The organism is Chryseolinea lacunae (genome assembly GCF_016735595.1).
GTDB lineage: Bacteria > Bacteroidota > Bacteroidia > Cytophagales > Cyclobacteriaceae > Chryseolinea > Chryseolinea lacunae.
In genome coordinates, this window is the sequence record NZ_JAERRB010000004.1 from 485,132 (window position 1) to 510,983 (window position 25,852).

A 25,852-nucleotide genomic window follows, 5' to 3' on the forward strand; every position below is an offset into this window, starting at 1 on the left:
TTCGGCAGGTGTGCGCCGTGTGGCTTGCACTGGTGAAAAAAATCCGTGAGCTTTCAGCCAAATCCCGAATGGCATGGCCGAAAATCAACGCTACCTATCCCTCGACGTTTTCCGGGGAATGACTGTGTGTTTCATGATCATCGTAAACTCAGGCGGAGGCGACGTGTCGTATGCGCCCCTGTTGCACGCGTCGTGGCATGGGTTCACGCCCACCGATCTGGTGTTTCCGTCGTTCTTGTTTGCCGTGGGAAATGCCATGGCGTTTTCGCTGCACAAATATGAACTGCAAGGCGAGAGCGTGTTTTGGAGAAAGACGTTGAAGCGCACGTTCATCATTTTTCTGCTGGGCTTTCTGATGTACTGGTTCCCATTCGTTGCGCCGGATGCAAATGGCGACCTGGCCATGCGGCCGTTTGCCGAAACGCGTGTGCTGGGTGTGTTGCAGCGCATTGCCCTCTGCTATTTCTTTGCCTCCATCATTCTTCACTATGGATCGAAACGATTTGCTTTTTGGTGTGCAGCATTCTTTCTGGTGCTGTATTGGTTTTTGAGCTACACGTTTGGCGATGCCAACGATCCCTACAGCCTTGCCGGCAATGCTGCACAGAAATTTGATCTGTGGTTGTTTGGCGACAAACATTTGTATCACGGCGAAGGCATCGCGTTCGATCCCGAAGGATTGCTGAGCACGCTGCCCGCTATTGTGAACGTGATCTTCGGCTACCTGGCCGGCGACTTCATTAAACGCCACGGCAACAAATATGAAACCATCGCCAAGCTGATGCTGGCCGGGGCTCTATTGGTATTGGTGGCCCTCACGTGGGACATGGTGTTTCCCATCAACAAAAAAATATGGACCAGTTCATTTGTGCTTCTCACGGTGGGCATCGACCTCGTGGTGTTGTCGGCATTGATCTATGTGATCGAACTCCTGCACAAACAGAAGTGGACGCCCTTCTTCCTGGTGTTTGGAAGAAATCCGTTGTTCATTTATTTACTGTCGGAACTGTTGCTGATCACACTATACCTCATTCCGGTTGGCGATCGTCATCTGCAACACTCAATCTATAACGGGCTGGCGAGTTTTATGAGTCCAATCAACGCGTCGTTCGCCTTTGCGTTTTTATTGATGATGACGTGCTGGGCGGTGGGTTTTGTGTTGGATAAAAAGAAGATCTATATCCGCGTGTAGAATATCGCGAATGGGAAACGTGATTTGGTTTGTTGAAGCGCCTTTGCAGATGTGCACTTACATCCGGTGGGGAATCAGTACGTTGTTTTTGAGCACAGGGATCACGTTGTATTGATCGGGTGTGAGACAAAACGAAATGTCCTTATATACATTCAGCTTGGCCAGACGCTTCACGTGGCTGGCATTTTTCAGAAATCCCGCGAGGTCGCTTTTGGCCATGTTGTAGAGATGTTGTGCAGCAATGGGCGCGTCGCAGTCGGGCTCGGTGTGGTCTTTCAGGAGTTCCACTAGTGCACCGGCAAACAAGGTGTCTTCGAGGTTCACTTTTCCTTTCCAGCCTGCGCACACGACAAGCACGCTGTTGTTGCCTTGCAGCAGATAGTTGGCCACGGCCGACAAATTGAGGAACGATCCGATAATGATTTCTTTCGCACCTTCCGATTTGGCAATGGCCTGTGTGCCGTTGGTGGTGGTGAATGCAATTTTTTGTCCTTTGAGATGGTCGGCCATGTATTCAAACGGCGAGTTGCCCAGGTCGAAACCATCCACTTTTTTTCCGTCGCGCTCGCCGGCGGTATAATAGCCACTGTCTTTCATGGCGCGACAGTCGTCGAGGGATGCAAAGGGTTTGATGCTGTCGATGCCATAGGCCAAGGCGGTGGTCATGCACGAGGTGGCCCTGAAAATGTCGACCACCACCACGGTGCGGTCTTGCACCGAATACAGGTGCATCAGGTCCGGGCTCAGGCAAACGTCTATGGTCTTCATGTTGTGAACGTCTTAGCCGATCAGCGGTGTTTTGCTCACTTGCGCTTTCAACGCACGACCGCGCACATCGATAAAAATCTCTGTGCCAACGCCGGCGTTGGGTGTGGTCACATAGCCCATGCCGATGCCAATGCCCAGCAACGGCGACATGGTGCCCGACGTCACTTTGCCGATGGTGGCGCCGCTTGCGTCTTTAATAACATAGTCGTGACGGGGAATGCCCTTGTCGATCATTTTGAAGCCGACAAGCTTGCGGGTCACTCCTTCTTCTTTTTGTTTCTTGAGCGCGGCAGCGTTGGTAAAGTCTTTTTTGAATTTGGTGATCCAACCCAATCCACCTTCCAGTGGCGACGTGGTGTCGTCGATGTCGTTGCCATAGAGACAGAAGCCCATTTCGAGGCGCAGCGTGTCGCGGGCACCCAGGCCGATGGGTTTGATGTCGAATTCTTTGCCGGCTTCGAAGATGGCGTTCCACACCTTCTCGGCGTATTGGTTCTTTACATAAATTTCAAATCCACCCGCGCCGGTGTAGCCGGTGTTCGAGATGACGGCGTCTTTCACGCCCGCAATTTCGCCGATGGCAAAATGATAATATTTGATGTCGCCCAGGTTTGTGCTGGTCAGTTTCTGGAGGGAGGCAACGGCTTTCGGGCCTTGCACGGCAAAGAGACACGTGTCGTCCGAAATGTTTTTCATGTCCACGCCCTTGGTGTTGAACTTGCTGATCCACGCCCAGTCTTTGTCGATGTTGGAGGCGTTCACCACCAGCATGTAATCATTGTCTTTTATTTTATACACAATGAGGTCGTCCACGATGCCGCCGGTTTCGTTGGGCAGGCACGAATATTGGGCCTGGCCGTCAATGAGGGTTGAGGCATCGTTGCTGGTCACGCGCTGGATCAGGTCGAGCGCTTCGGGGCCTTTTAGCAGAAACTCGCCCATGTGCGACACGTCGAACACCCCCACGCCGTTGCGCACCGTCATGTGCTCTTCGATGTCGGACGAATAGCGGACGGGCATGTTGTATCCTGCGAAGTCAACAATCTTGCCGCCCAGTGAAACGTGAAGCTGGTGAAGGGGTATGTTCTTAGGTTCCATAGCAATTTTTTTGGTGCACAAAGGTAAGAGATTTCCCAAAAGCAGAAACCTGAACCCCGGAGTTTGGAAATAAAAGAACAAATGCCCCGGCCGTCACTCCACAACGTGCACCCAACCGTTCACCACCCGGTGGCCGGCTTCGGGGTCGCGCATCTCGAAATAGACATCGGCCGAATAATAATACACACCCGGGCTCACCTTCCTGCCCTCCGAGCTTAGCCCGTTCCAAAAGGTGTAGTTGGTTTCTTCCCACGACGTGGCATCGAGCGCATACACCTCTTTGCCCCAGCGGTCGTAGATTTTCAAGCCCACCGACTTCACAAACCTTGGACAGGTAGAAGCATCGTTGTCGTTGTGAAACACCTCGAAACGATCGTTGCGTCCGTCGTGATTATAGGGTGTGATGACGTTGGCAAACGCAATGGTGCCGCAGTTGTCGTTGCACACGGCGTCGCTCAACGCACTCTCGTTGCCCGACAGATCAATCGCCGACACGGCATAGCAATGTGCCAGCGATGCCAGCCCAGTGTGCACAAACGAATTTTCGGTCACAACAGCCAGCAGTGTGAACGTTCCGGAATTGTCGTCGCGAATAAAAACTTTGTAGGTAACGGCATCGTCGCATCCGGCGGGAGCTTGCCAGCTGAGGATGTTATGGTAGACGTTGCCTTTGCACGCAAAGGTGTTGCAGCGCGGTTGTTCCAGCACGACCATGGGCACACAGGGCGCCAGCGTGTCGAGTTTCGCGATGGCCACCTGTGAAAAGTTCTCGAGTGGCTGCGGGAGATCCGGGTTGCCATAGGAGCCGCGGGTGAGCACCTTGTAATAGTAGGTCTTGTTGTAGGCCACGTGGCTATCCATGAAATGAAAACCGTTCTCATTCACATCCACACTGTCAATCAACGCAAACGGATCTTCGGGTCCCGTTTCGTTGCGATAGATCCGGTGATAGGGAAAGGCCTGAACATAGTTAGACCACGGCGTGCGTCCATCCCAATCCAGAACAATTCCGCTCGGCGAAGACTTTGCCTTGAGAAAAACTGACGACGCTGCTGCGGAGGTATCTACAGGCGCGCCGGTTAGCGACGGCACATACAATTCGATCTTGTAGCGATGGGGCGTGTCTTCATTGTTCAGCACATCGGCGAACACGGTGTCGGTCTGCGGACCGTGAACCTGCACATAGGTGTTGCCGACAAAGCCCTCACTTCTATAAATCACATAGGCGTAGGGCGGGGGATACTGTGCTTTATCAAGGGCGAACGGCGACGTCCATGTCACCACGGTGGTGCCATTGGCCGCGCGCGAACGTTCAACCGAAACCTGCGTCACCACGGGGGCCTCGGGCGGTTTTGGGATAAGACAGGTGTCTATTGAAATCCGTCCCGGGGTTTTGGCCGCACCGACCCGGGCCACCACCCGGTAACAATATTGTGCACCCACATCGATGGCGCGGTCCACATAGGATGTGGCATCGGCGGGCAATTCGGCCAGCAGGGTGTAGTGAAGGTTTTTGGGCATGCCCGTATCGCACGAGGAAGGTGTATAGGTATAGCGCGCTACGCGGCGCCATACCTGAAGGGCGGTTGTGTTTTCACAGGCGGGTGGTTGCCATTGCAGCGTAATGATTTTGCTGACGGGATTTACGCTCACGCTTTTAAACACTGGCGCCGGGGCCATCACCGTGATGCGAACAGTTTGAAACTGAACCAACGGTGTGCCCGCCGGTGGCCGGTCGGTGATTTTGAACACCACCGCATAGGGCTGGCTCCGCACCAGCGCACACGTGGTGTTCCACGCGAAGTCAATGGAGGCGGTGTCGGTTGGAGGAGTGGTAGACTGCACGATGCCCGAATCTGGCAACACGGTTGCTGCGTCCTGGTTTAGGGTGAAGATATCCGAGAACGCCTCGATCACCACATTGTGCCGGTCGGGGTCCGAGCCTTTCAGCGTGAAGTGCACCGTGGTGCCGGCCTCTACACAAAGGTCTTGCGCCGTCGTGAGAACCGGCCGTTGATTCACACAGTCGTCCACAACAATCTGCATGTCGCGGATAACATAGCCGGCAGCATACCAAGTGCTGTCGGCGTTGTTAAATTTCCATTGAGTGATTTTGATCGCCACGCTATATTCTCCCAGCGATCCCGGCGCATCCCAGGTCAATAGTCCACTCTGTGCGTCGATGGCGAAGGTGGGTTTGCCGTTGTGAGCTTCGTTTGCCTGATCGTAGTGCATGGCGGCATAGAAGGCGATGGCGTTGGGAAGGGAATAGTTTTTTAATTCTTCGCTCGCCTGCGAACGCGGTGTGGTGAGTTGATACGAGAGACTATCGCCATCCGGATCGACCGCGCCCACCACATGATAGAACGCCAGGCCGCGACACGCGTGATCGATGGGCGGCACCGTTAACACCGGCGACGAATTGCAAAGGCCAAAGCCAATCCGCACGGCAGTCTCGGTGTAGTAGGGCGAGTTGACCGAGCCCGGAACATTCAGAACACCCTCGTTGCGATTGGCTTCGCGGTAGGAGATGATGAAAGTTCCTTCGCGGACAAAAGTGTGCGTGGTTTCGAATTGAATTTTGCCAACCTTCAGCAAAGGGTCAATTATTTCCTGTGTTGCCAGTTCGGGGATTTCGATAGAGAAGCCATCGCCAAAATCAAGCCTGTCGTCTGTTCCGCCAAAAGCGACGGTGCTCCCGTAGTTGGTATAGGCAATGACGGTGATGCGATAGGTGAGGGATGCGCAGTTGATCTGTTCGGCTTGTATTTGCACCGAGCGGATGTGTGATGCAATGGCGGACATGCCCGCGAACATCAGGCAAAGACTGACAATAACGGTTTTCATGGCAGGAGGTGTTAGGGTAGTTTTACAACGGACTCCCGCCTCGTCTTAGTATCTGCCGTCTTGTCTTCCTGCGGAAATACAGGGTCAACATAAAAAAAGCCCCCGCGTCATGTGCACGGGGGCTCTTGGAAATAACACCGCTGTGCGCGAAGCATCGGCGCCTGTTGAAGATTTAGTTCTCCATGGTTGCTTTTTCGATCGACTCCAGGATGTCGGCTTTCACTTTCTGCACTTTTTCCATCTCCGATTCCAGATATTCTCTTGCCTTTTCTTCACCGAGGCTGTCGGGCGGAGGGTTGAACTTGCGCATCCACACCATCATGTTTTCGCTGGCCGAGTCCAGTTGGGAAATGGTGAGGTCTATTTCTTTTTTCTGGGCATCAGACAAAGACGGTGTGTTGGCAATTTTATTTTTCAGTTTCTCCTTGAGCGAATAGATGTCGTCGAGCTTGGGCATCACTTCATTGTGCACTTTCATCACTTTGTCGTAGAGCAACCGGTTGCCGCTGCTGCTGTCGGCATCCGAAATCATTTCGCCATGGCCTTCGTTTTCGTGCGTCTTTCCGCCGCAGGCAAACAACACCACACACACCAGGAGGGTCATCAACAGATTTGTGTTTTTCATGTGTACAAGTTTTGAATCAAAAGTAGAGAACAATGCTCAATAAACAGCACGACAGGTTTCAGTCAGTGTGATGAGGCACGATCTTTTCGTAGATACCGTTTTTGTTTCTTTCCGTCTCCAGGTCGAACCGTGTCTGCAAGTTGAGCCAGAACTCCGGCGAGGTGCCAAAGAATCGTCCCAATCGCAGCGCGGTGTCGGCCGACATGTTGCGCGTGCCTTTGATCAACTGACTGATGCGGGTCTGGTCCACGCCAATGGCCTTGGCCAGGGCATAGGGCGTTACGTTGAGCGCGTCCAGGAAGTCTTCCTTCAGGATTTCACCGGGGTGAACATTTTCAAGTTTCTTCACACTCATATCCTATGGGCTAGTGGTAGTCGACAATGGCCACTTCAAACGCATTTCCATTGTGCCAGCGGAAAATGATGCGCCAATGATCGTTGATGCGCACGCCATAAAAGTCTTTTAACGTGCCTTCGAGCTTTTCGAGTTTGTTGCCCGGCGACGTTCGCAGGTCGTTGATGGCGGCAGCAGCATGCAGTTGCACCAGCTTGCGCCGGGCGGTGGGCTGAATGAAGAAAGGAAAGGTGGTAGACACGGCACCTTCCCAGATCATTTCGGTTTCGCGCGATGAAAAGGATTGAATCACAGTTGTTGTTTCAGAATGACAAGGTAACAGGAATAATAGTGTTTCGCAATACTATCGTGATTTGCTAGTAATGACGAACGGCCAAATTAGCCTGAAAATGGCGTTTCGCTCTTGCTGACCACTAACAAGCATTAGTTTCTTGTAAATATATTTTTGAAAGATGTGTTGCAAACTTGCATCTCAGAAAGAAAACCCTCTATATTTGAACACGTTCAACACGAGATATGAAAATCAACAACACATCAGTTTACTTTTATTACTTCTTTTTTAGTGCCCAGGCGGGACTTTAAAGAGGTGTGTTGTTGAATAACGATAACGAAACTCAGAAAAGTCCCGGAAACCCCGGGACTTTTTGCTTTATGGACCTAGTGTAAAAATGGCAAAGAAGAAAAAACTCAATATTGCAATTCAAGGCATCGCCAGCAGCTTTCACGAGATCGCGGCGCAGACGTATTTCGATCAACCCATTGAGACCATCGAGTGTTTGTCGTTTCATCGCCTGTGCGAAAGTTTGAAGACGGGCGAAGCCGACTATGCGGTGATGGCCATCGAGAACTCCATTGCCGGCAGCATTTTGCCCAACTACTTCTTGTTGCAGGAATATCACTTCAGCATCATCGGTGAGCTCTACCTGCCCATTCACATGCACTTGCTGGCGTTGCCCGGCGTGAAGCTGAGCGACATCACTTCCATCGAATCGCACCCCATGGCCATTCGCCAGTGTGCCGAGTTTCTCTATGCGCTCAAAGGCGTGGAGATCCGCGAAAGCGACGACACGGCTCTTTCGGCCAAGCGCGTGAAAGAACTGAAACTGAAAAACACAGCGGCCATTGCCAACGAATATGCCGCCAAGAAATACGGGTTGCAGATTCTGGAGAAGCGCATCGAAACACACAAAAAGAATTTCACACGCTTCCTCATCCTCACCAAACGAAGCAACGAAAAGAAGGAAAGCAACAAAGCGTCGCTCTACTTTGAAGTGGCCAACGAGGTGGGTAGCCTGGCCGATGCCCTGATGTCGTTCAAAAGCAACAGCATCAACCTCACCAAGATCCAGTCTATTCCCATCATTGGCAGGCCCAGCGAATACAGCATCCACATCGATGTGGAATGGAAACGTCGCAAGAACTACGACGACGCCATGCACCAGGTGTTGCGTCAGGTGAAAAACCTCAACGTGCTGGGGGAATACAAGAAAGCAAAGATCGAATACAAATAACGAAGTCAACGACAACGCGTCATGATAACAACCGCCAACAGAATTGCACAGGTAGAAGAATACTACTTCAGCCGTAAGCTGGCCGAAGTGCGCGGCCTCGACACGCCCGAACTTCGCGTCATCAACCTGGGCATCGGCAGCCCCGACCAGGCACCGTCTGCCGCGACGATCGACGCGCTCATTGCGTCAGCAAAAAATCCGGCGAACCACGGCTACCAGAACTACAAGGGCATTCCCCAACTGCGCAACGCGATTGCCGACTTCTATAAAAACATCTACAACGTTTCGCTGAACGCCGAAACGATGATCCTTCCCCTCATGGGTTCCAAAGAAGGCATCATGCACATTGCCATGGCGTTTGTGAACGAAGGCGACGAAGTGCTTATTCCCAACCCGGGCTATCCAACGTATTCGTCGGTGGCCAACCTGGTGGGCGCAAAGCTCAGTCCCTATGCCCTCCGCGAAGACTCCAACTGGGGTATCGACATGGAGGCATTGAAGAAGCGCGACCTCTCGAAGGTGAAGATCATGTGGGTGAACTTTCCGCACATGCCCACCGGTCGCACAGCATCGCGCGAAGAATTGAAAGAACTGGTGGACCTGGCGCGGAAGAATCAATTCCTGATTGTGAACGACAATCCCTATAGCCTCATCCTGAACGACGAGCCCATGAGCATCCTCTCCATTGAAGGAGCCGACGAAGTGGCGCTCGAACTGAACTCGCTCAGCAAGTCGCACAACATGGCGGGCTGGCGCATTGGCTGGGTGGCCGGCCGCAAGGAATATATCGAAGCCGTGTTGAAAGTGAAAAGCAACATGGACTCGGGCATGTTTCTCGGGTTGCAACATGCCGCCGTGGAAGCGTTGAAGAACGGCCCCGAATGGTTCACCGCACTCAACGGCGTGTATGCCCACCGTAAACGCGTGGCCACAGACCTGCTGAACCTGCTGGGATGCACCTACTCCGAAAAACAATCGGGCTTGTTTGTGTGGGCCAAAGCGCCCGACCACATTCAGGACGTGGAGAAGTGGATCGACGAAATTCTGTACGGCACAAAAGTGTTCATCACACCCGGTTTCATATTTGGTGAAGCCGGCCGCCGATACATTCGCATTTCACTATGCTGCACCGTCACCATGTTGACGGAAGCGGTGAAACGTATTGAAACATTCTTAGGAGACAAAGCCGCGACAAAAAACAAGGCTTCCATAAACGCATAAGCAACACCATGAAAGCAACGGTAATCGGTTTGGGATTGATTGGCGGCTCCATCGCACTGGACCTGAAGAAGGCCGGGGTGGTGACGGAGGTGGTGGGCCTCGATCAAAACAAGGAACATGCCGACAAAGCCTTGGCGCTGGGGTTGGTGGACCGCATTGGCGAACAACAGGAAGCCCTGGCAACATCCGACCTGATTGTGCTGGCCATTCCCGTGAACGCGCTGGGCAAATTGCTGCCTGCGGTGCTGGACACCATTCACAAAGATGCTGTGGTGATGGATGCCGGGTCGACAAAAAGTTTGATCTGCCGCGCCATTGCCAACCACCCGAAGCGCGAACAATTTGTGGCGGCGCACCCCATTGCCGGAACGGAAAACTCCGGCCCCGAAGCGGCCTTCGAAGGATTGTTCCGGAACAAGACCAACATCATCTGCGAACGCGAAAAATCATCGGCGCATGCCCTTGACGTGGTGGGACAGGTGTTTGATGCACTGGGCATGAACACCATCTTCATGGAACCCGAAGAACACGACAAACACGTGGCCTATGTGTCGCACCTGTCGCACGTGAGCTCGTTTCTGTTGGGACAAACCGTGCTGGACATTGAGCGCGACGAAAAGAATATCTTCGCGCTGGCGGGCAGCGGTTTTGCATCGACCGTTCGTCTGGCAAAAAGTTCGCCCGACATGTGGGCGCCGATCTTCGAACAAAACGCGGAGTATCTTAGCCAGGCCTTGCTGGAATACATCATGCACCTGCAGAAGTTTCAGTATTACTTAATGAAGCGCGACGCCAAAGAGCTTCATCGCATCATGGCCGATGCCAACCGGATCAGAGAGATATTAAATGGTATAGAGCATAAACAAACAAAACAGCAAATCGCAAAATAAACGTCAAGGCATATGAAGAAGACATTGCAACTGGAATCTATTTCGAAATGGCTGCCCACAGCCAGCAAGCCCATCATCATCAGCGGACCGTGCAGCGCGGAAACCGAAGACCAGATGGTGACCACCGCCAAGCAACTTGCCGCCACCGGCAAAGTGCACGCCCTGCGCGCCGGTATCTGGAAACCCCGCACACGCCCCGGCCAATATGAAGGCGCCGGCGAAGAGGGGTTGAAGTGGCTGGTACAGGCCAAGAAAGAAACCGGCCTGCCCGTGACCACCGAAGTGGCCAACGCCGCCCACGTAGACGCCTGCCTGAAAGCCGGTGTCGACATTCTGTGGATCGGTGCCCGCACCACCGTGAACCCTTTCTCGGTACAGGAAATTGCCGACGCCCTCAAAGGTGTTGACATCCCCGTGATGGTGAAGAACCCTATCAACCCCGACCTCGAGTTGTGGATCGGCGCCCTCGAACGCCTCAACAAAGCCGGCCTCACCAAACTGGCGGCCATTCACCGCGGCTTCTCGTCGTTCGAAAAAGGTCCCTTCCGCAATGCGCCGATGTGGGACATGGGCATCGAGTTGAAAACCCGCATTCCCGAGCTGGACATACTCTGCGATCCCAGCCACATTGCCGGCAACCGCGAGCTGATCTCGTTCATCTCCCAAAAAGCGCTTGACCTCGACATGGCCGGTCTCATGATCGAAGCCCACATCAACCCCGATGCTGCGTGGAGCGATGCCAAACAACAGGTAACGCCCGCCAACCTTGCCAAAATCATCGACGGCCTGGTGGTGCGCACCGTGTCGTCAGACAACAAGACGTTCAAGGATACCCTCAGCATCCTGCGCGAGCAGATCGACCAGCTCGACGACGAAATCATGTCGAAGATGGCGGCTCGTATGAAAATATCGGAGAAGATCGGCCAGTACAAAAAAGAAAACGGCGTCACCATTTTGCAGGTGAACCGCTGGGAAGAGATCATCCAAACCCGCATCACGCTGGGCAAGGCCATGGGCCTCAACCCCGACTTCACCACCGATTTGTTGAAACTCATTCACCAGGAGTCCATCCAAATCCAGACCAAGGTGATGAACAAAGTGGAAGAGCGCGTTTAATCTCCGACACCGACATTCGTTTTAAAACAAAAACCCCTCTTTTCTTACAGAGGGGTTTTATTTTTTAGTTCGGGTGCCAAAAGCATGAGACTATTTTTTTTACTTTCGGTACGCTAATACGTTATATGAATCGTTTCTTGTTGTCGATCGCCGGCCTTCTGATCGGTTTCACCATTCTCCGGGCATCACCGTCGGCAACGTTTCGTTTTAACAGAGCCAAACATGACTAGAACAATCTTTGCCAGTTTCACTATCGCCGTGTGTGTGGTTGCTTCGGCAAGCGCGCAAAATTCGGATCTCTATAAAAGCCTGAAGGAAAAATTTCCCGACGACCCCGCCGTGTTTGTGACGCGCGAAGAAACCGTGACCCTGCAACTGAAAGAAGACTCGCTGCTGGTGTTTTCGGATGTGTCGGAAGATATTTTGCACCTGAAAGAACAAAGCGAAGTCTACTCGTCGGGCCGTGTCTACGGTTCACACTTCAACCAGGTGAAAGACATCAAAGCCAAAACGCTGGTGTGGGACAGAAGCCGCTACAAGGAAATGAACGTGTCGGATTTCAAAAAGAACAGCGACCGCGATGCCGGTGTGTTTTATGACGACTCCTACTATTATTCCTTCAACTATCCGTCGGTGTCGAATGGAAACCGCACCCAGCTGCAATACCGCTCCACGCTGAAGGATGTTAAATTTCTGCCGGGTTTTATTTTCTCCACCTACCTGCCACAAGGAAAAACAGCGTATGTGATCAAGACCAGCCCGCAGGTAGATTTGTTCTACGAAGTATTGAATGATGCGGCGGGTCTCATAAAATTCAGAAAGTACGACAAGGGCGGATTTCGTTATTATGAGTGGACCGCCACCAACCTGCCGGCCCGTCGCAGCGAAGACAGTAGCCCGTCCGTGCGCTATTATGCCCCGCACCTCGTCACCTATGTGAAGTCGTATGAGACGAAGAAAGGCAAAGTGAATGTGCTCGGCAATCTCGACGATCTTTATCATTGGTACTATAGTTTTGTGAAGGACCTCAATGCCGACACATCGCCCGAGCTGGTGGCTGTGGTGGAGAAGATCAAAGCACAAAGCAAGACGGAGAAAGACGTGGTGCGCGGCGTGTTCTATTGGGTGCAGGACAACATTCAATACATCGCGTTCGAGGAAGGCATGCGCGGCCTCATTCCGCACCACGCCAACTATGTGTGCGACAAACGCTACGGCGATTGCAAAGACATGGCCAACCTCATTGTGAACATGCTGCACCTGGCGGGCGTAAAAGCCTATCACACCTGGATCGGCACACGCGACCTTCCTTACAAATACACACAAGTGCCCACACCGCTTGTAGACAATCATATGATCGCGACCTATGTGGCCGCCGATGGTCAATACTATTTTCTCGATGCCACCAGCGACCACACGCCGTTTGGTTTGCCATCGTCTATGATTCAGGGCAAAGAAGCCCTGGTGGGCATCGACAAGGATCACTATGAAGTGAAGGTGGTTCCGGAAATTGCCAAAGAAAAAAATCTCACGTCCGACTCCGTGTCCATCAAGCTGGACGGCAATCAGATTGTGGGCACGGGCAAAAGCGCCTTGCAGGGCTATGCAAAAGTGTTTGGTGGCTATGAACTGGACCGCGCCGAAAAAGATGATGTGCGCCGCTATGTGACGCGACTCGTGGGCAAGGGCAGCAATAAATTTTATCTCGACGACTATAGCGTGACCAATCAAAACGACCGCGAGCGTCCCACCCGCGTAGGCTACAAGTTTCGCATCGGCGACTATTTTCAAAAAATCAGCGACGAACTTTACATCAACCTGAACCTGAACAAAGACTACTACAACGCTTTCATCAACGTGGCCCTGCGCCAGACACCGAAAGAGAACGACTATAAATACGAGAAGCTGGAGTTTTGCGAACTGGCCATCCCTGCCGACTATGAGGTGGAATATCTTCCACCCAATGCCAAGCTCGACGGCGACCTGGTGGGCTTCGAGGCCCGCTACGAAAAACAGCCCGGTAAAATCCTGTTCACAAAAACATTCTACATCAACTACCTCCTGCTGCAACCGGCCCAGTTCGAACGGTGGAATGAAGCGATCAAAACCCTGAGCGAGGCCTATAAGGAATCGATTATCCTGAAAAAGAAATTATAATCTTCTTCCGTTCGAAAACAATGACGGGGGAAGTTTACGTTATGCTAAGAAGCTTGCCTGATGACTATTTTGTAAATTCAACTCTCAAAAAAAATACAGTGAAATGATGAAGGTGATAAACGTATACGTGTTCGTGCTGGTGTGCCTGACGGGTGTGAAAGCGTGGGCCAACGAATTCAAGCCCTATGAATGGGAGAAGGACCGGAAACGCTATGTGCTTGCCGAGAAGGATGCTGCATTGTCGGAAGTGATTCTCAAACAACACGCGCAGTACGACTATGTGCTGAAGGAAAATGAATTTTTGATGTACTCCACCGTTCATCGCATCGTGTATGTGAACAACAGCGAGGCCGTGCAGAAACACAATCGCATTGTGATCTCCATGAACAGCACGCTGGAACTGCTGGATGTGAAAGCCCGCGCCATCAACAAAGACGGCAAGGCGGTGTATTTCGATAAAACCAACCTGAAGGAACTGAAAGACGAAAACAGCGGAAACGCCTATAAGATCTTTGCCATAGAAGGCATTGAGCTTGGCAGCGAGATTGAATATTACTTTACCCGCAAAATGACGGCGAACCTGTTCGATCGCGCCTTCATGCAATTTGATGCACCCATCAAGGAAAATTCTTTTCTGCTCACCAGCCCCGGGCACTTGCGGTTTGATTTCAAATCGTACAACAATTTTCCGGAAGTAAAGAAAGCAGAGAACGATGTGCTGAACACCTACACCGCCGAAATGAAAGACGTGCCGGCGCTGAAGAAGGAACCGTTCTCCTATTTCACGCCCAATCGCAAGCGCATCGAATTTAAACTCGCCTACAACGTGGGACGCTCGCAAGAACGTTTGTATACGTGGGACGAAGCGGCCAAAACATTTTATAAAATGCTGGTGACACTTTCGAAAGAAGACGATAAGGCCATCGATAAATTTATCAAGACCCTGGGCGACAACCCTGCGCATAAACTGGAAGACCGCATCAAAAATGTGGAAACCAAAATCAAGACCACCATCCAGGTGAACAAGGAAGGCGACAGCGAATCGCTCAACCAGGTTGAGAGTATTTTGAAAGTGAAGCTGGCGTCGCACCAGGGCATGACACGCCTGTTTGTGGCGGTGTTCGATAAATTGAAAATCAATTGCCAGCCCGTCATCACCTGCAGTCGCGAGAATGTGAAGTTCGACGGCTCGTTCGATTCGTGGTCGTTTCTCGATGACTATGTGTTGTTCTTCCCCGACACACGCGGCTTTCTGGAACCTTACAGTTTTGAATTCCGCTATCCGCTCATCCAGCCCGACTTCACGGCCACACAAGGATTGTTTATGGAGCCCGTGGTGAATGGTGCAGAGAAATCGGCGTCGTCGTCGATCGGTGAAATTCCGGCCACCGACTATGCGGTGAACCAGGACAACCTCGACATCGACGTGATCTTTACCGAAGACCTTGCGGCCAACAAGATCCGGCAGAAGCGTGACTTCGGTGGCTACAACGCCGCGCTGTTCACACCTTACTACGATCTGATTCCCGCCAACGAGCGCGTGAAGATGATCGAAGAACTCACCAAACAAACCGCACCCGACGCTGCTATCAGCACCTGGAAAGCCAGCCCCTTGCCCGGAGCCAACGCCGGAAATTTTCTGGTGGACGTTGACTTTGTGTCGAACCATTTTGTGGAAAAAGCCGGCCCGCGCATTTTGTTTAAAGTGGGTGAGCTCATTGGTCCCCAGATCGAAATGTATCGCGACGACGAACGCACCACCGTAGTGGAGAATGAATATAACCGGAAGTATGATCGCAAAATCCGCGTGCACATTCCCAAAGGCTACCAGGTGAAAAACCTCAACGACTTGAAAATCGACATCGCCTATCGCAACCGCGACTATGTGCCCTACATGTTCAAATCAGACTACACGGTGAAAGACGATGTGGTGGAGGTGACCATCGTGGAATATTATAAAGAAATCTATGCACCCCTGACGCGCTACGAAGACTTCCGCAAGGTGGTGAACGCCGCGGCCGACTTCAACAAGATCACGCTGGTGCTGGAGAAAAAGAGCTAGAAGCCATTCGGCCAAAGAAAAAACTCAGAACACATAAGCACCCGAAGCGGTGACGTGTGGTGTTCTGAGTTTTTTTGTTTTTTCAAAGTCGTCGTAGATCGGTTTCAGGTTCTCCCAAAAGCTGATCGTGGAGGCCTCGCGGAAATTCTGCTTTAAAGATATGAGTGCATCGGCGGTAAGTTTCGAAGGGAAGATGTGAACCGGAATGTTTTCCTGCCCGCCCTGGCGCGCTTCAACCGCCAGCACATACAACTCTTTTATCTTATCGTCGGTGAGGGGAATGCAGCCCACGGTCACACAGTTTCCATGAATGTAGATGTCGCTTCCTGGCTTTTGTTTGTCGCCTAAAATTTTGTCGGACGCATTCGGGTAGTTGATGCCCAGCGACAGGTAGAAGTTGCTGTTGGGATTAAAATGTTCGATGTGATAGACGCCCTCGGGAATTTGCCCGTCGCCTTCCCGTCGCTTGGGCCCGGGTGTGCCCGAGGTGGCGCAGAAAGGGTAGGTGTGCAGCAAGGCAAAGGTGTTGTGTCTGCGTTCTTTCACCCAAACTTCCACCACAGCTTCTTGTTTCAGGGCGCGGATAAAAAGTTGAAAACCGGCAAAGGCAATTTTTTTGTCACTGAAATATTTTTTCACCACCGCTTCCTTTTCGTCATAGGCAGTCCTCACCCGCGCATACTTCAGTTGTTGTTCTTTGAAGGCGGGGGGAATGAGCAACGAAGTCATGAGCAGCAAGAGTGTTTTCATGCGGTGGTGGCGGGGATGTCTTTCGCCAGGAAAATGGTTTGCGAAGGATAGGCAAACTGGATGTTTTTTTCCTGGAAGGCTCGGTAGATGTTGAGGTTGATTTTCTGATGAATGTCGGCGTAGCGATTGTAGTCGGCGTTCTCTACGAAAAACACCACTTCATAGCGAAGGCTGTAGTCGCCATAGGTGAGGAAGTGCACGCGGTCGAGCGTGGTTTCGGGTTGTGCTTCAATTATTTTTTTGATGATCGATGGAATTTCTTCCAGCAGCGCGAGCGGCGTGTCGTAGACTACATTCAGGGTGAACACAATGCGTCTTCGTTCCATGCGCTTGAAGTTGTGGATGCGCGAGTTGGTGAGATCGCTGTTGGAGAACACCAGCTGTTCGCCGGTCAAACTTTTGAGTCGCGTGGTTTTGATGCCGATGTGTTCCACGTTGCCTTTCTTGTCGTCGATCACAATGTAGTCGCCAATTTCGAAGGGACGGTCGAAGAAGATCACAAAGTAGTTGAACAAGTCGCCCAGAATGTTTTGCGCGGCCAACGCGATGGCGATACCGCCAATGCCCAGACCGGCAATGATGGTGGTGACGTCGTAGCCCAGGTTGTCGAACAGGAACAGGATGCCCAGCGCCCAGATGATGATGTTGAGCAGGAGCATGACGCCTCCCAGCTGTTTCACTTTTTCTTCGCCCTGTTCCTGGCTGCGCACGCGCGACTGCAACATCAGCAACACCGTGGTGGAGATAAGGCGCAAGGCAAAATAGGTGACGGCCACGGCCACAGCAATCTCCAGAATGCGATCGGCCCTTGGCGAAAGCGTCAGGTATTTTGTGCCCGCATAAAGAATGATGAAGTTAAAAATGGGCAGCCCGAATTTTTCGAGACCGGTCACCACATAGTTGTCGAAGTTGGTCTCGGTTTTCTCCGACCATTTTTTCAGGCGGATAAGAATGATCTTCTTGAAGATGGCCAGCGCAGCCATGCCCACGAGAATCACGCTCGCGGCTATCAGATAGTCTTCTACAGTGTTGTTGAAATATTTTTGGCTCAAAAAATCTTCCATACGATTTGGAGGGGACGAGGGTTGAAGCTGTAAAAGTAAAAAAAAATGGAAGCAACTACGCACGAAGCCGGCCAGATAAACCCCCTGATTACGGGTGTCATCGTGTGCGTGGACTAAAAATTAAAACATCGGCCCCTTGTGAAGTGTCGATGCATATCGCTTACTTCCCGGCATGAAACGTTAGCACGCATGGGCTACAATATTTTCATGATGGTGTCGCTGATTTCACTGCTCATAGTGTTGTTGGTCATGTATTATCTACACGCAGCGCGGCGCCAGGTGCGGGAAGATGCGCTGGTGAAAGAAAATGAAAAACTTCGTCAGATCTTAAAAGACCAACAGGAGTCGCTGGAGGAAGAGCGCATGCGCATCGGCCACGACCTTCACGACGATCTTGCTCAACTGTTGGCGGGCACACGTCTGGCCCTGGAAAACCTTCGCCTTGAACCTACACTCTCGGGCCGCAACAAAAGTCTCTTGCTGCGCATCGATCACGATTTGAACGACCTGCTCAACCGTGTGCAAAACATCATCTGGAACCTGGCACCCGAGTCGCTTCGCGAAAAAGGATTGTCGTATGTGCTCTGGAAAATGTGCGACCACCTCAAGGAGCTTCGCTCGTTCCACATCGAATTTCTGGAAACCGGAACAGTGAGCCGCATGGCCGACAATGTGGAGGTGACGCTCTTCCGCATCGTTCAGGAAATCGTGAACAACGCCATGCGTCATTCGCTGGCCTGGAACATCAACATGAAAATCTACTGGTCGGAAAACTTTGTGAAAATTGAAGTGAAAGACGACGGCGTGGGCAAAGAACGCACCACGGGCGAGAAAAGAACCGGGCGCGGCCTCATCGGCATGAAACGCCGGGCCGAACTGATTGGCGCTACGGTTGCCAACGAGCCCATTCCCAAGGGAACATTGTTTGTGGTGACCTACTACTTTCCTGAATTGACTTCCTGAAAATGCCTACTGCGCCACAATGCCGTTGCTGAGCGCATAGTGAATGAGCTCGTAGGTGTTCTTGGTGTTTGTTTTCTTGATGATCTCCTTGCGGTAGTCTTCGATGGTGTATTCGCTGAGGAAAAGTTTTTCGGCAATGTCTTTTGTGCCCAGTCCCTGACACAACAACACAATGATTTCAAACTCGCGGGCCGACAGCTTGATGCGAGGTGGATGATGAATGCCGTCGGGCTTGGAGTGCAGCACAATGCTCACCTTCTCGTTATAGAAATGTTTGCCTTCCAGCACGGCGATGAGTGCGGTGTAGATCTCTTGCATGTGCGTGGTTTTCTTGAACAGGATGCCGGCCACACCTGCCCGCAGCAGGTTAAAGATCATGGCTTCTTCGTCGAAGGCCGTGAGGGCAATGATGCGTGTGGAGAGCTTTAGCTTGTCGATGTACTCAATCACTTCAAAGCCATCGACCACCGGCATGCGGATGTCGAGCAGCACGATGTCGATGGCGTGCTGGGCCAGCAGGGTCATGGCCAGCTGACCATTCTCGGCTTCGTGGATGGTTTTCACAAACTTTGTTTTCTCCAGCATGGCGCGCAGGCTTTCGCGCATAAACAACTGGTCGTCAGCAATAAGTACCGTAACTGTATTATGTTTCACCCTTCAACAGATTAAAAAATAAGAATACAATCCATCATCACCTTCAAAGATACCGTTGCTTTAGGGCTAATCAACCCCCTGCTGATGGGGGTTTTTCGAACGCCCCAAGGTTGCCGAAAACCACTTTGCCCATGTAGGCTCACGTGCATGTGCTTCATATTAAAGTTTTCAATAATGCCACCGGCGACTCCCGGCCGATGGTTGTGTCCCGGTGTGTGAAGTTCGGATATAAAAAGAACAACTCCCAGGCAAAATGTCCGTCCCAATCCGGAGGTCTGTAGGGCGCGGTACCAAACGAAAACACAAAAGCCAACGCTTCGAAAGCGATGTGTTCTGATGGCGTTGGCAGGAGCAGCAATGATCCCGAGCATTTTGTGCGTATACGGCGTGGTTAGGGTCTTCTTTCTACGTAGTGAACCATCAGAAACGTCACGTAGCCAAGCGAAAGGAATCGAAGGGTTGAAATGAAATTGTAGCAACAACAAAAGGCATCGCAGTGCCATGGCGCCGACCCTCGGCAGGTGCCGTTGTGAGATGTGATACGTATTTTTTCTCAACCCCCTGATCCTGGGGGTTTTTGAATTGCCCCTTGTCTTATTCCGTATACCTCAAGTATATTTAAACAATAAGAATGGATTCGCCGTGATCTTTTATTCGGGGTGAATACCTTGGGCTCCAAATAAGGTTTACTTTCCTTCGATACATTCATTGCATCTTATGGATGATCATTTCGAAGCGTTCACCAGAAAATAAAGCTCACGCGATACTGTTCTTGTTAATACGTTAGCAGAAATGATTCAAAAAAAAGCCTCTTATGAAATAGGAGGCTTTATTTTTTTGAGGCTTCCGGGTGCCCATTGTATCCGTGATGCGTTTATTTTCTTTTTTTCGAGGTCTACGATTTGGTACTGATTTTTTTTCGGATCTTTTCGGCAAATCTCCTGTTTCTTATGCAAAAAAATTCCTGGAAGAAAATAGCCATTGGCTTGGTGGCTGTTATTGTCCTGGCTGCCGGTGTGTTCTATGTTACCACCTCCAAAGGCACCAAAACCTCCCAAACTTTTGTAGACCCTGCCTTTGGCGAATACATCTCGTCCTACACAGCGGGGGTGGTCAGCGCAGGATCATCGGTGCGCATCATTCTGGCCCAGGACGCTGTCGACTCCACGGCTGTGGGGCAGGAGACTTCCGTGAGCCTGTTTTCGCTGAGCCCTGGCGTGAAAGGAACAACCACGTGGCTCGACCAACGCACGGTTGAATTTAAACCCGAAACCCGCCTGCTCTCAGGTCAGGTCTATGAGGTGAGCTTCGCGCTTTCCAAGTTGCTGGAAGTGCCCGGCAACCTGAAAACTTTTCAATATACCTTCCAGGTGATCCCGCAGAACTTCGAAATGTCGATCGAAAACGTGCGGCCCTATGTGAAGACCGAGCTGAAGCGCCAACGCGTGGAAGGCATGCTGGTGACGGCCGACCTTGCCGACAAAGATGCCGTGGAGAAAATGATGAAGGCTACCCAGGAAGGAAAAGACCTGAAGGTCACCTGGACCCACGCCGCCGAAGGCAAACAACACCTCTTCACTGTGGAAGATGTGACCCGTAAAGAAACTGCCAGCGCCGTGAACCTTACACTCGATGGCGCTAGCCTTGGCATCAAACAAACCGAACAAAAAGATGTGGAGATACCCGCCCTGGGCGACTTCAAAGTAACAAACGTGAAAGTTGAACAAAGCGCCACACAACACGTGGTTATCCAGTTCTCCGATCCCCTCAACGAAAAACAAACGCTCGACGGCCTCATCAGCATCGCCGACGTGGGCACGCTCGACTTTGATGTGAAAGACAATGAAATTCGCGTGTACCCGCCCGTGCGCCAGACCGGCTCCAAAACCCTTAAGTGGGAAGCCGGTATACGCAACGTGCTGGACTATAAAATGAAAGCCGGTGGCTCCATAGAAGTGGTGTTTGAGCAACTGGACCCTGCTGTTCGCTTCACCGGAAAAGGCTCCATCCTGCCTAGCACCGACGGACTCATCATGCCCTTCGAAGCGGTGAACCTGAAGTCGGTGGATGTGGAGATCGTGAAGATATTCGAGAAAAATGTGCTCCAGTTTTTCCAGGTGAACGACTACGATGGAAGCGCCGAGCTTCGCCGTGTGGGCCGGCCCGTGCTGCGCAAAACCATATCGCTCGAAAATGCGGGCGTGACCGACCTTGGCAAATGGAACCGCTTCACACTGGACCTTACCAAACTCATCAACACCGAACCCGGCGCCATCTATCAGGTGCGCATCGGTTTCAAGAAAGCCTACCTGGCCTATGGCTGTGACGACGGCGAAGAAAGTGCGTCGGCCTCGACCGACATGGCCAACCTGAGCGAAGAAGCGTGGGAAGGCGAGGAGAGCGAAGGAAGCTATTGGGATTCCTATGAAGACTACTACTACGGTGAAGACTATGACTGGGATCAGCGCGACAACCCCTGCAACAGCTCCTACTACAGCGGCGAACGCAACATCAAGAAAAACGTGCTGGCATCCGACCTGGGTCTGCTGGCCAAGCGCGGCACCGACGGCAACACCGTGGCCATCGTGACCGACCTGAAAACAACGCAACCCCTATCGGGCGTCATCATCGAGATCTACGACTATCAACAAGTGCTCATCGGGTCGGGTGTGACCGACGGCGACGGCAAGGCCGTTGTTAAAACAAAAGAAACGCCCTTTGCCCTGGTGGCGAAAAGCGGAGCCCAACGCGGTTACCTCAAACTCGGCGACGGCGAATCGCTTTCCATCAGCAACTTTGATGTGGGCGGCGAACGTGTAAACAAAGGCCTGAAAGGATTTGTGTATGGCGAGCGCGGCGTGTGGCGCCCCGGCGATTCACTCTATATAACCTTCCTGCTCGAAGACAAACTCAAGTTGCTCCCGTCTACCCATCCCGTTGTTTTTGAACTTCAGAATCCGCAGGGACAAGTGACCAGCCGCATCGTGCGGTCCAGTGGCGAGAACGGGTTCTATACATTTGCCACCAACACCGCCGCCGATGCCCCTACGGGCAACTGGACGGCCAAGGTGAAAGTGGGCGGTGCCGAATTCACCCAGCCGGTGAAGATCGAAACCGTGAAACCAAACCGCCTGAAGATTAATCTTGATTTTGGAGTCGATAAAATTTCGGCGGGCAACAGCAACGTGTCGGGCAAGCTCAATGTGAAGTGGCTGCACGGCGCACCCGGACGCAACCTGAAAGCAGAATTTGAAGTGTTGCTGACCAAAGCCGAAACCAAATTCCAGCGCTATCCCGACTTCGCGTTCGACGACCCGTCGCGCGAATTCACCAGCGAGGCCAAAACCATCTTCGAAGGCACCACCGACGACGAAGGCAACGCCGTGGTGAACGCCACACTGGAAGCTACGGAGAATGCACCCGGCATGCTCAACGCCGTGTTCCGTGGCAAAGCGTTTGAAGAAAGCGGCAACTTCAGCATCGACCGCTTCTCGCTTCCCTATTATCCCTACACATCCTTCACCGGCCTGCGTCTGCCCCCCGGCGACAAAGCCCGCGGCATGCTGCTGACCGACACCACCCACAGGGTAGACGTTGTGACAGTGGACGCCGATGGAAACCCTGTGAACCGCGACCGCGTCGAAATGTCGATCTATAAACTGGAATGGCGCTGGTGGTGGAACTCCGAAGGAGAAGATGCCAACTTCATGTCATCGTCCTATACCCGCCTCATCACTTCGGGCGCAACCAAAACCGTGAACGGCAAAGGTGCCTGGAATTTCAAAATCAATTACCCCGAATGGGGCCGCTACTATGTGAAGGCCTATGATCCGGTGTCGGGACATTCGTCCGGAAAAATTGTATACATCGATTGGCCAGGATGGGCCGGTCGCTCGCGTGGTGGCAACGAGGGAGCGAACATGCTCGCGTTCAATTCCGATAAGCCTGTGTACAAAACCGGCGAAAAGGCAACCATCGTCATTCCCGGAAGCGATCAGGGACGCGCGCTGGTGAGCATCGAGAGCGGAAGCAGTGTGTTGCAAACCTATTGGGTGGAAACCAAGAAAGGCGACAATCCTTTTAGCTTCGAAATCACCAAGGAAATGTCGCCCAACGTTTTTGCCAACGTTACCCTGGTGCAACCTCATGCGCAAGTGGTAAACGATCTGCCGCTGCGTTTGTATGGTGTGATCCCCATCAGCGTAGTGGACGAAGAAACGCACCTGGAGCCCGTCATCAACATCCCTGATGTGCTGGAGCCCGGCAAGGAAGTGAGAATAAAAGTGTCTGAAAAGACCAACCGCAAAATGACGTATACCCTAGCCGTTGTAGACGAAGGGTTGCTCGACCTCACCCGCTTCAAAACGCCCGACGCCTGGAACCGCTTCTATGCCCGCGAGGCACTCGGCGTGAAAACGTGGGATGTCTTTGACGACGTGATCGGTGCCTTTGGATCGCGCATCGAGCGATTGCTGGCCATTGGTGGCGACATGGAAGCTGCCGGCAAGGAAGACGATTCTAAAGCCAACCGCTTCAAACCCGTCGTGAAATTCCTGGGACCTTTCACCCTTAGTGGAGGAAGCAACGAGCATAAGTTCATCATGCCGCAATACATCGGTTCGGTCAAAACCATGGTAGTGGCCGGCTATGAAGGCGCCTATGGCAAAGCCGACAAGGCCACGCCTGTTCGCAAACCGCTGATGGTGCTCGCCACCCTGCCGCGTGTGCTCGGACCGGAAGAAAAACTGAAGTTGCCTGTCACGCTGTTTACTATGGAAAAGAGCATTCGCAACGTGAAGGTGGAAGTGAAAACATCGGGGCCGCTCCAAGTGTCTAACCCCACCCAAACGGTGACCATGAGTGGTGCCGACATGACGGTGGAATTTGATTTGGCCGTGAAGAGTGCCACCGGCATCGCCAAAGTGGAAGTGACGGCCTCGTCCGGCAACTACACGGCAACCGATGTCATCGAAATCGAAATACGCAACCCCAACCCGCCAGTGTCAAAGGCGGTGGAAACAATCGTGGAATCGGGCAAGACCTGGAACAGCAACGTGGAAGTGGTGGGCCTTGTGGGCACCAACAGCGCCGTGCTGGAACTGTCGTCGCTGCCGCCCATCAACCTGGGCCAACGCCTGAAGTATCTCCTCCAGTACCCCTACGGTTGTATCGAGCAAACCACATCGTCCGTCTTCCCTCAACTCTATGTCGATCAGGTGAAGGCCCTGACCGACGGCGAGAAGGTGGCCATTCAAAGCCACGTGAAAGCCGGTGTTGAACGACTGAAATTGTTTGTGACCCGCGACGGCGGTTTTGCCTACTGGCCGGGTGGAGAAGACTCCGACAGCTGGGGCACAACATACGCCGGGCATTTCCTGGTGGAAGCCGAAGCCAAAGGCTACTTTGTGCCCAACGACATGCTGAAACGCTGGAAGAAATTTCAACGCAACAAAGCACAGGCATGGCGCAAAAATCTGGAAGGCGGCAGCAGCGAACTCATTCAAGCCTATCGCCTCTACACACTGGCCCTGGCCGGTGATCCTGAAATGGGAGCCATGAACCGCCTGCGCGAACAACAGGCCATGCCGCCCACCGCGTCGTGGATGCTGGCAGCTGCCTATGCAAAGGCAGGCCAACCCGAAGCCGCGAAAAAACTGATCGCCAATCTGCCCACCGCCGTGAAGCCTTATCAGGAAATGGCCTACAGCTACGGCTCAGACCTTCGCGACAAAGCCATCATGCTGGAAACGCTGGTGACGTTGAACGAACGCACAAAAGGATTCACACTGGTGAAAGAAATTTCGACATCGCTCAGCAGTCCATCGTATTGGATGAGCACACAAACCACCGCATGGTGTTTGAAATCCGTAGGCGCTTTTGCCAGCGGCGAGAAAAAAGGACCGATGAAATTCACGTATACCTACAATGGCAAAACCGTGACCGCACAAACCGACCTCACGGTGTCGCAGGTGACATTGCCGGTAGACGGTGTGAAGTCGCGTGATTTGAAAGTGGTGAGCGAAACGCAAGGCACCTTGTTTGCGCGCCTCATCCTGGAAGGCACACCGGCCCGTGGCCAGGAAGAGGAAGGCGAGAACAACCTGTCGCTGAACGTGGCCTATGCCGACACCGACGGCGGCGCCATCGACCCTACCACGCTTGAGCAAGGCACTGAGTTTGTGGCCACCGTAACGGTGTTCAACCCAGGCCTGCGCGGCACCTACAAAAACCTGGCGTTGAACCAGATCTTCCCCTCGGGCTGGGAAATCAACAACCTCCGCCTCGACGAAGCCGAAGACCGCCTCAAGAGCGATGTGCCTGCTTACCAGGACATCCGCGACGACCGTGTCTATACCTACTTCGACCTCAATGCCGGTCAACGCAAAACGTTTAAGGTGTTGCTCACCGCCAGCTATGCAGGTTCCTACTATCTGCCGTCTGTGAGCTGCGAGGCCATGTATGACCACAGCGTGTATGCCCGCAAAAAAGGACAAGTGGTGGAAGTGGTGAAGCCCGTCACGCAATAGAAATGCCCTGACACCGTGCCTGTGCCAACGCCTGGCATAGGCGCCGTGTCAG

18 protein-coding genes are annotated in these 25,852 nt (G+C 52.5%); 9 read left to right on the forward strand and 9 right to left on the reverse strand.

Features of this window, described 5'->3' with window-relative positions; genetic code table 11:
- The first annotated feature begins 73 nt into the window (after positions 1-73).
- Positions 74-1,192: an acyltransferase family protein gene (locus JI741_RS14850; protein ID WP_202010813.1), complete on the forward strand. Its 1,119-nt coding sequence runs from the start codon at positions 74-76 to the stop codon at positions 1,190-1,192.
- Between the two features lie 57 nt (positions 1,193-1,249).
- On the opposite strand, the gene JI741_RS14855 is transcribed toward JI741_RS14850, so the two are convergent.
- From JI741_RS14855 to JI741_RS14880, 6 genes are all read right to left on the reverse strand, one after another.
- Positions 1,250-1,960 carry a 2-phosphosulfolactate phosphatase gene (locus JI741_RS14855; RefSeq protein WP_202010815.1) on the reverse strand — a complete coding sequence of 237 codons (711 nt, stop codon included), beginning with the start codon at positions 1,958-1,960 and terminating at the stop codon, positions 1,250-1,252.
- 12 nt (positions 1,961-1,972) lie between these two features.
- On the reverse strand, positions 1,973-3,058 hold the full coding sequence (gene gcvT / locus JI741_RS14860; RefSeq protein WP_202010816.1) for a glycine cleavage system aminomethyltransferase GcvT: 1,086 nt from the start codon (positions 3,056-3,058) through the stop codon (positions 1,973-1,975).
- A 93-nt stretch (positions 3,059-3,151) separates the two neighbouring features.
- Entirely contained in the window at positions 3,152-5,905 is a 2,754-nt protein-coding gene (locus tag JI741_RS14865; RefSeq protein ID WP_202010818.1) for a T9SS type B sorting domain-containing protein, read from the reverse strand.
- A gap of 172 nt (positions 5,906-6,077) precedes the next feature.
- Positions 6,078-6,530 (reverse strand): hypothetical protein, encoded by a 453-nt coding sequence (locus tag JI741_RS14870; RefSeq protein WP_202010820.1) that lies wholly within the window; start codon positions 6,528-6,530, stop codon positions 6,078-6,080.
- Between the two features lie 58 nt (positions 6,531-6,588).
- Entirely contained in the window at positions 6,589-6,885 is a 297-nt protein-coding gene (locus JI741_RS14875) for a HigA family addiction module antitoxin (RefSeq protein ID WP_236676071.1), read from the reverse strand.
- A 10-nt stretch (positions 6,886-6,895) separates the two neighbouring features.
- Positions 6,896-7,177 (reverse strand): type II toxin-antitoxin system RelE/ParE family toxin, encoded by a 282-nt coding sequence (locus JI741_RS14880; protein WP_202010822.1) that lies wholly within the window; start codon positions 7,175-7,177, stop codon positions 6,896-6,898.
- Positions 7,178-7,553: 376 nt separating this feature from the next.
- Here JI741_RS14880 and JI741_RS14885 point away from each other — a divergent pair, with 376 nt between their 5' ends.
- The 6 genes from JI741_RS14885 (at position 7,554) to JI741_RS14910 (ending at position 15,842) form a co-directional block, all read left to right on the forward strand.
- The gene (locus JI741_RS14885; protein ID WP_202010824.1) at positions 7,554-8,396 is read left to right on the forward strand and encodes a prephenate dehydratase; all 843 of its coding nucleotides are present in this window, start codon (positions 7,554-7,556) and stop codon (positions 8,394-8,396) included.
- A gap of 21 nt (positions 8,397-8,417) precedes the next feature.
- Positions 8,418-9,617 carry a pyridoxal phosphate-dependent aminotransferase gene (locus tag JI741_RS14890; RefSeq protein ID WP_202010826.1) on the forward strand — a complete coding sequence of 400 codons (1,200 nt, stop codon included), beginning with the start codon at positions 8,418-8,420 and terminating at the stop codon, positions 9,615-9,617.
- 8 nt (positions 9,618-9,625) lie between these two features.
- Positions 9,626-10,507: a prephenate dehydrogenase gene (locus tag JI741_RS14895; RefSeq protein WP_202010828.1), complete on the forward strand. Its 882-nt coding sequence runs from the start codon at positions 9,626-9,628 to the stop codon at positions 10,505-10,507.
- A gap of 12 nt (positions 10,508-10,519) precedes the next feature.
- Positions 10,520-11,623, forward strand: coding sequence for a chorismate mutase (locus JI741_RS14900; protein WP_202010830.1), 1,104 nt, complete (start codon positions 10,520-10,522; stop codon positions 11,621-11,623).
- A gap of 222 nt (positions 11,624-11,845) precedes the next feature.
- Positions 11,846-13,780 (forward strand): transglutaminase-like domain-containing protein, encoded by a 1,935-nt coding sequence (locus tag JI741_RS14905; protein ID WP_202010832.1) that lies wholly within the window; start codon positions 11,846-11,848, stop codon positions 13,778-13,780.
- Positions 13,781-13,883: 103 nt separating this feature from the next.
- On the forward strand, positions 13,884-15,842 hold the full coding sequence (locus tag JI741_RS14910; RefSeq protein ID WP_202010834.1) for a DUF3857 domain-containing protein: 1,959 nt from the start codon (positions 13,884-13,886) through the stop codon (positions 15,840-15,842).
- 24 nt (positions 15,843-15,866) lie between these two features.
- Here JI741_RS14910 and JI741_RS14915 read toward each other — a convergent pair whose 3' ends face one another.
- On the reverse strand, positions 15,867-16,592 hold the full coding sequence (locus JI741_RS14915; RefSeq protein WP_202010836.1) for a L,D-transpeptidase family protein: 726 nt from the start codon (positions 16,590-16,592) through the stop codon (positions 15,867-15,869).
- Entirely contained in the window at positions 16,589-17,656 is a 1,068-nt protein-coding gene (locus JI741_RS14920; RefSeq protein ID WP_202010838.1) for a mechanosensitive ion channel family protein, read from the reverse strand. Before JI741_RS14920 ends, JI741_RS14915 begins: the two co-directional genes overlap by 4 nt.
- A gap of 189 nt (positions 17,657-17,845) precedes the next feature.
- Here JI741_RS14920 and JI741_RS14925 point away from each other — a divergent pair, with 189 nt between their 5' ends.
- The gene (locus JI741_RS14925) at positions 17,846-18,619 is read left to right on the forward strand and encodes a sensor histidine kinase (protein ID WP_202010840.1); all 774 of its coding nucleotides are present in this window, start codon (positions 17,846-17,848) and stop codon (positions 18,617-18,619) included.
- 6 nt (positions 18,620-18,625) lie between these two features.
- On the opposite strand, the gene JI741_RS33070 is transcribed toward JI741_RS14925, so the two are convergent.
- On the reverse strand, positions 18,626-19,273 hold the full coding sequence (locus JI741_RS33070) for a response regulator (RefSeq protein ID WP_202010842.1): 648 nt from the start codon (positions 19,271-19,273) through the stop codon (positions 18,626-18,628).
- 950 nt (positions 19,274-20,223) lie between these two features.
- Here JI741_RS33070 and JI741_RS14935 point away from each other — a divergent pair.
- Positions 20,224-25,800 (forward strand): alpha-2-macroglobulin family protein, encoded by a 5,577-nt coding sequence (locus JI741_RS14935; RefSeq protein WP_202010844.1) that lies wholly within the window; start codon positions 20,224-20,226, stop codon positions 25,798-25,800.
- Positions 25,801-25,852 lie beyond the last annotated feature (52 nt).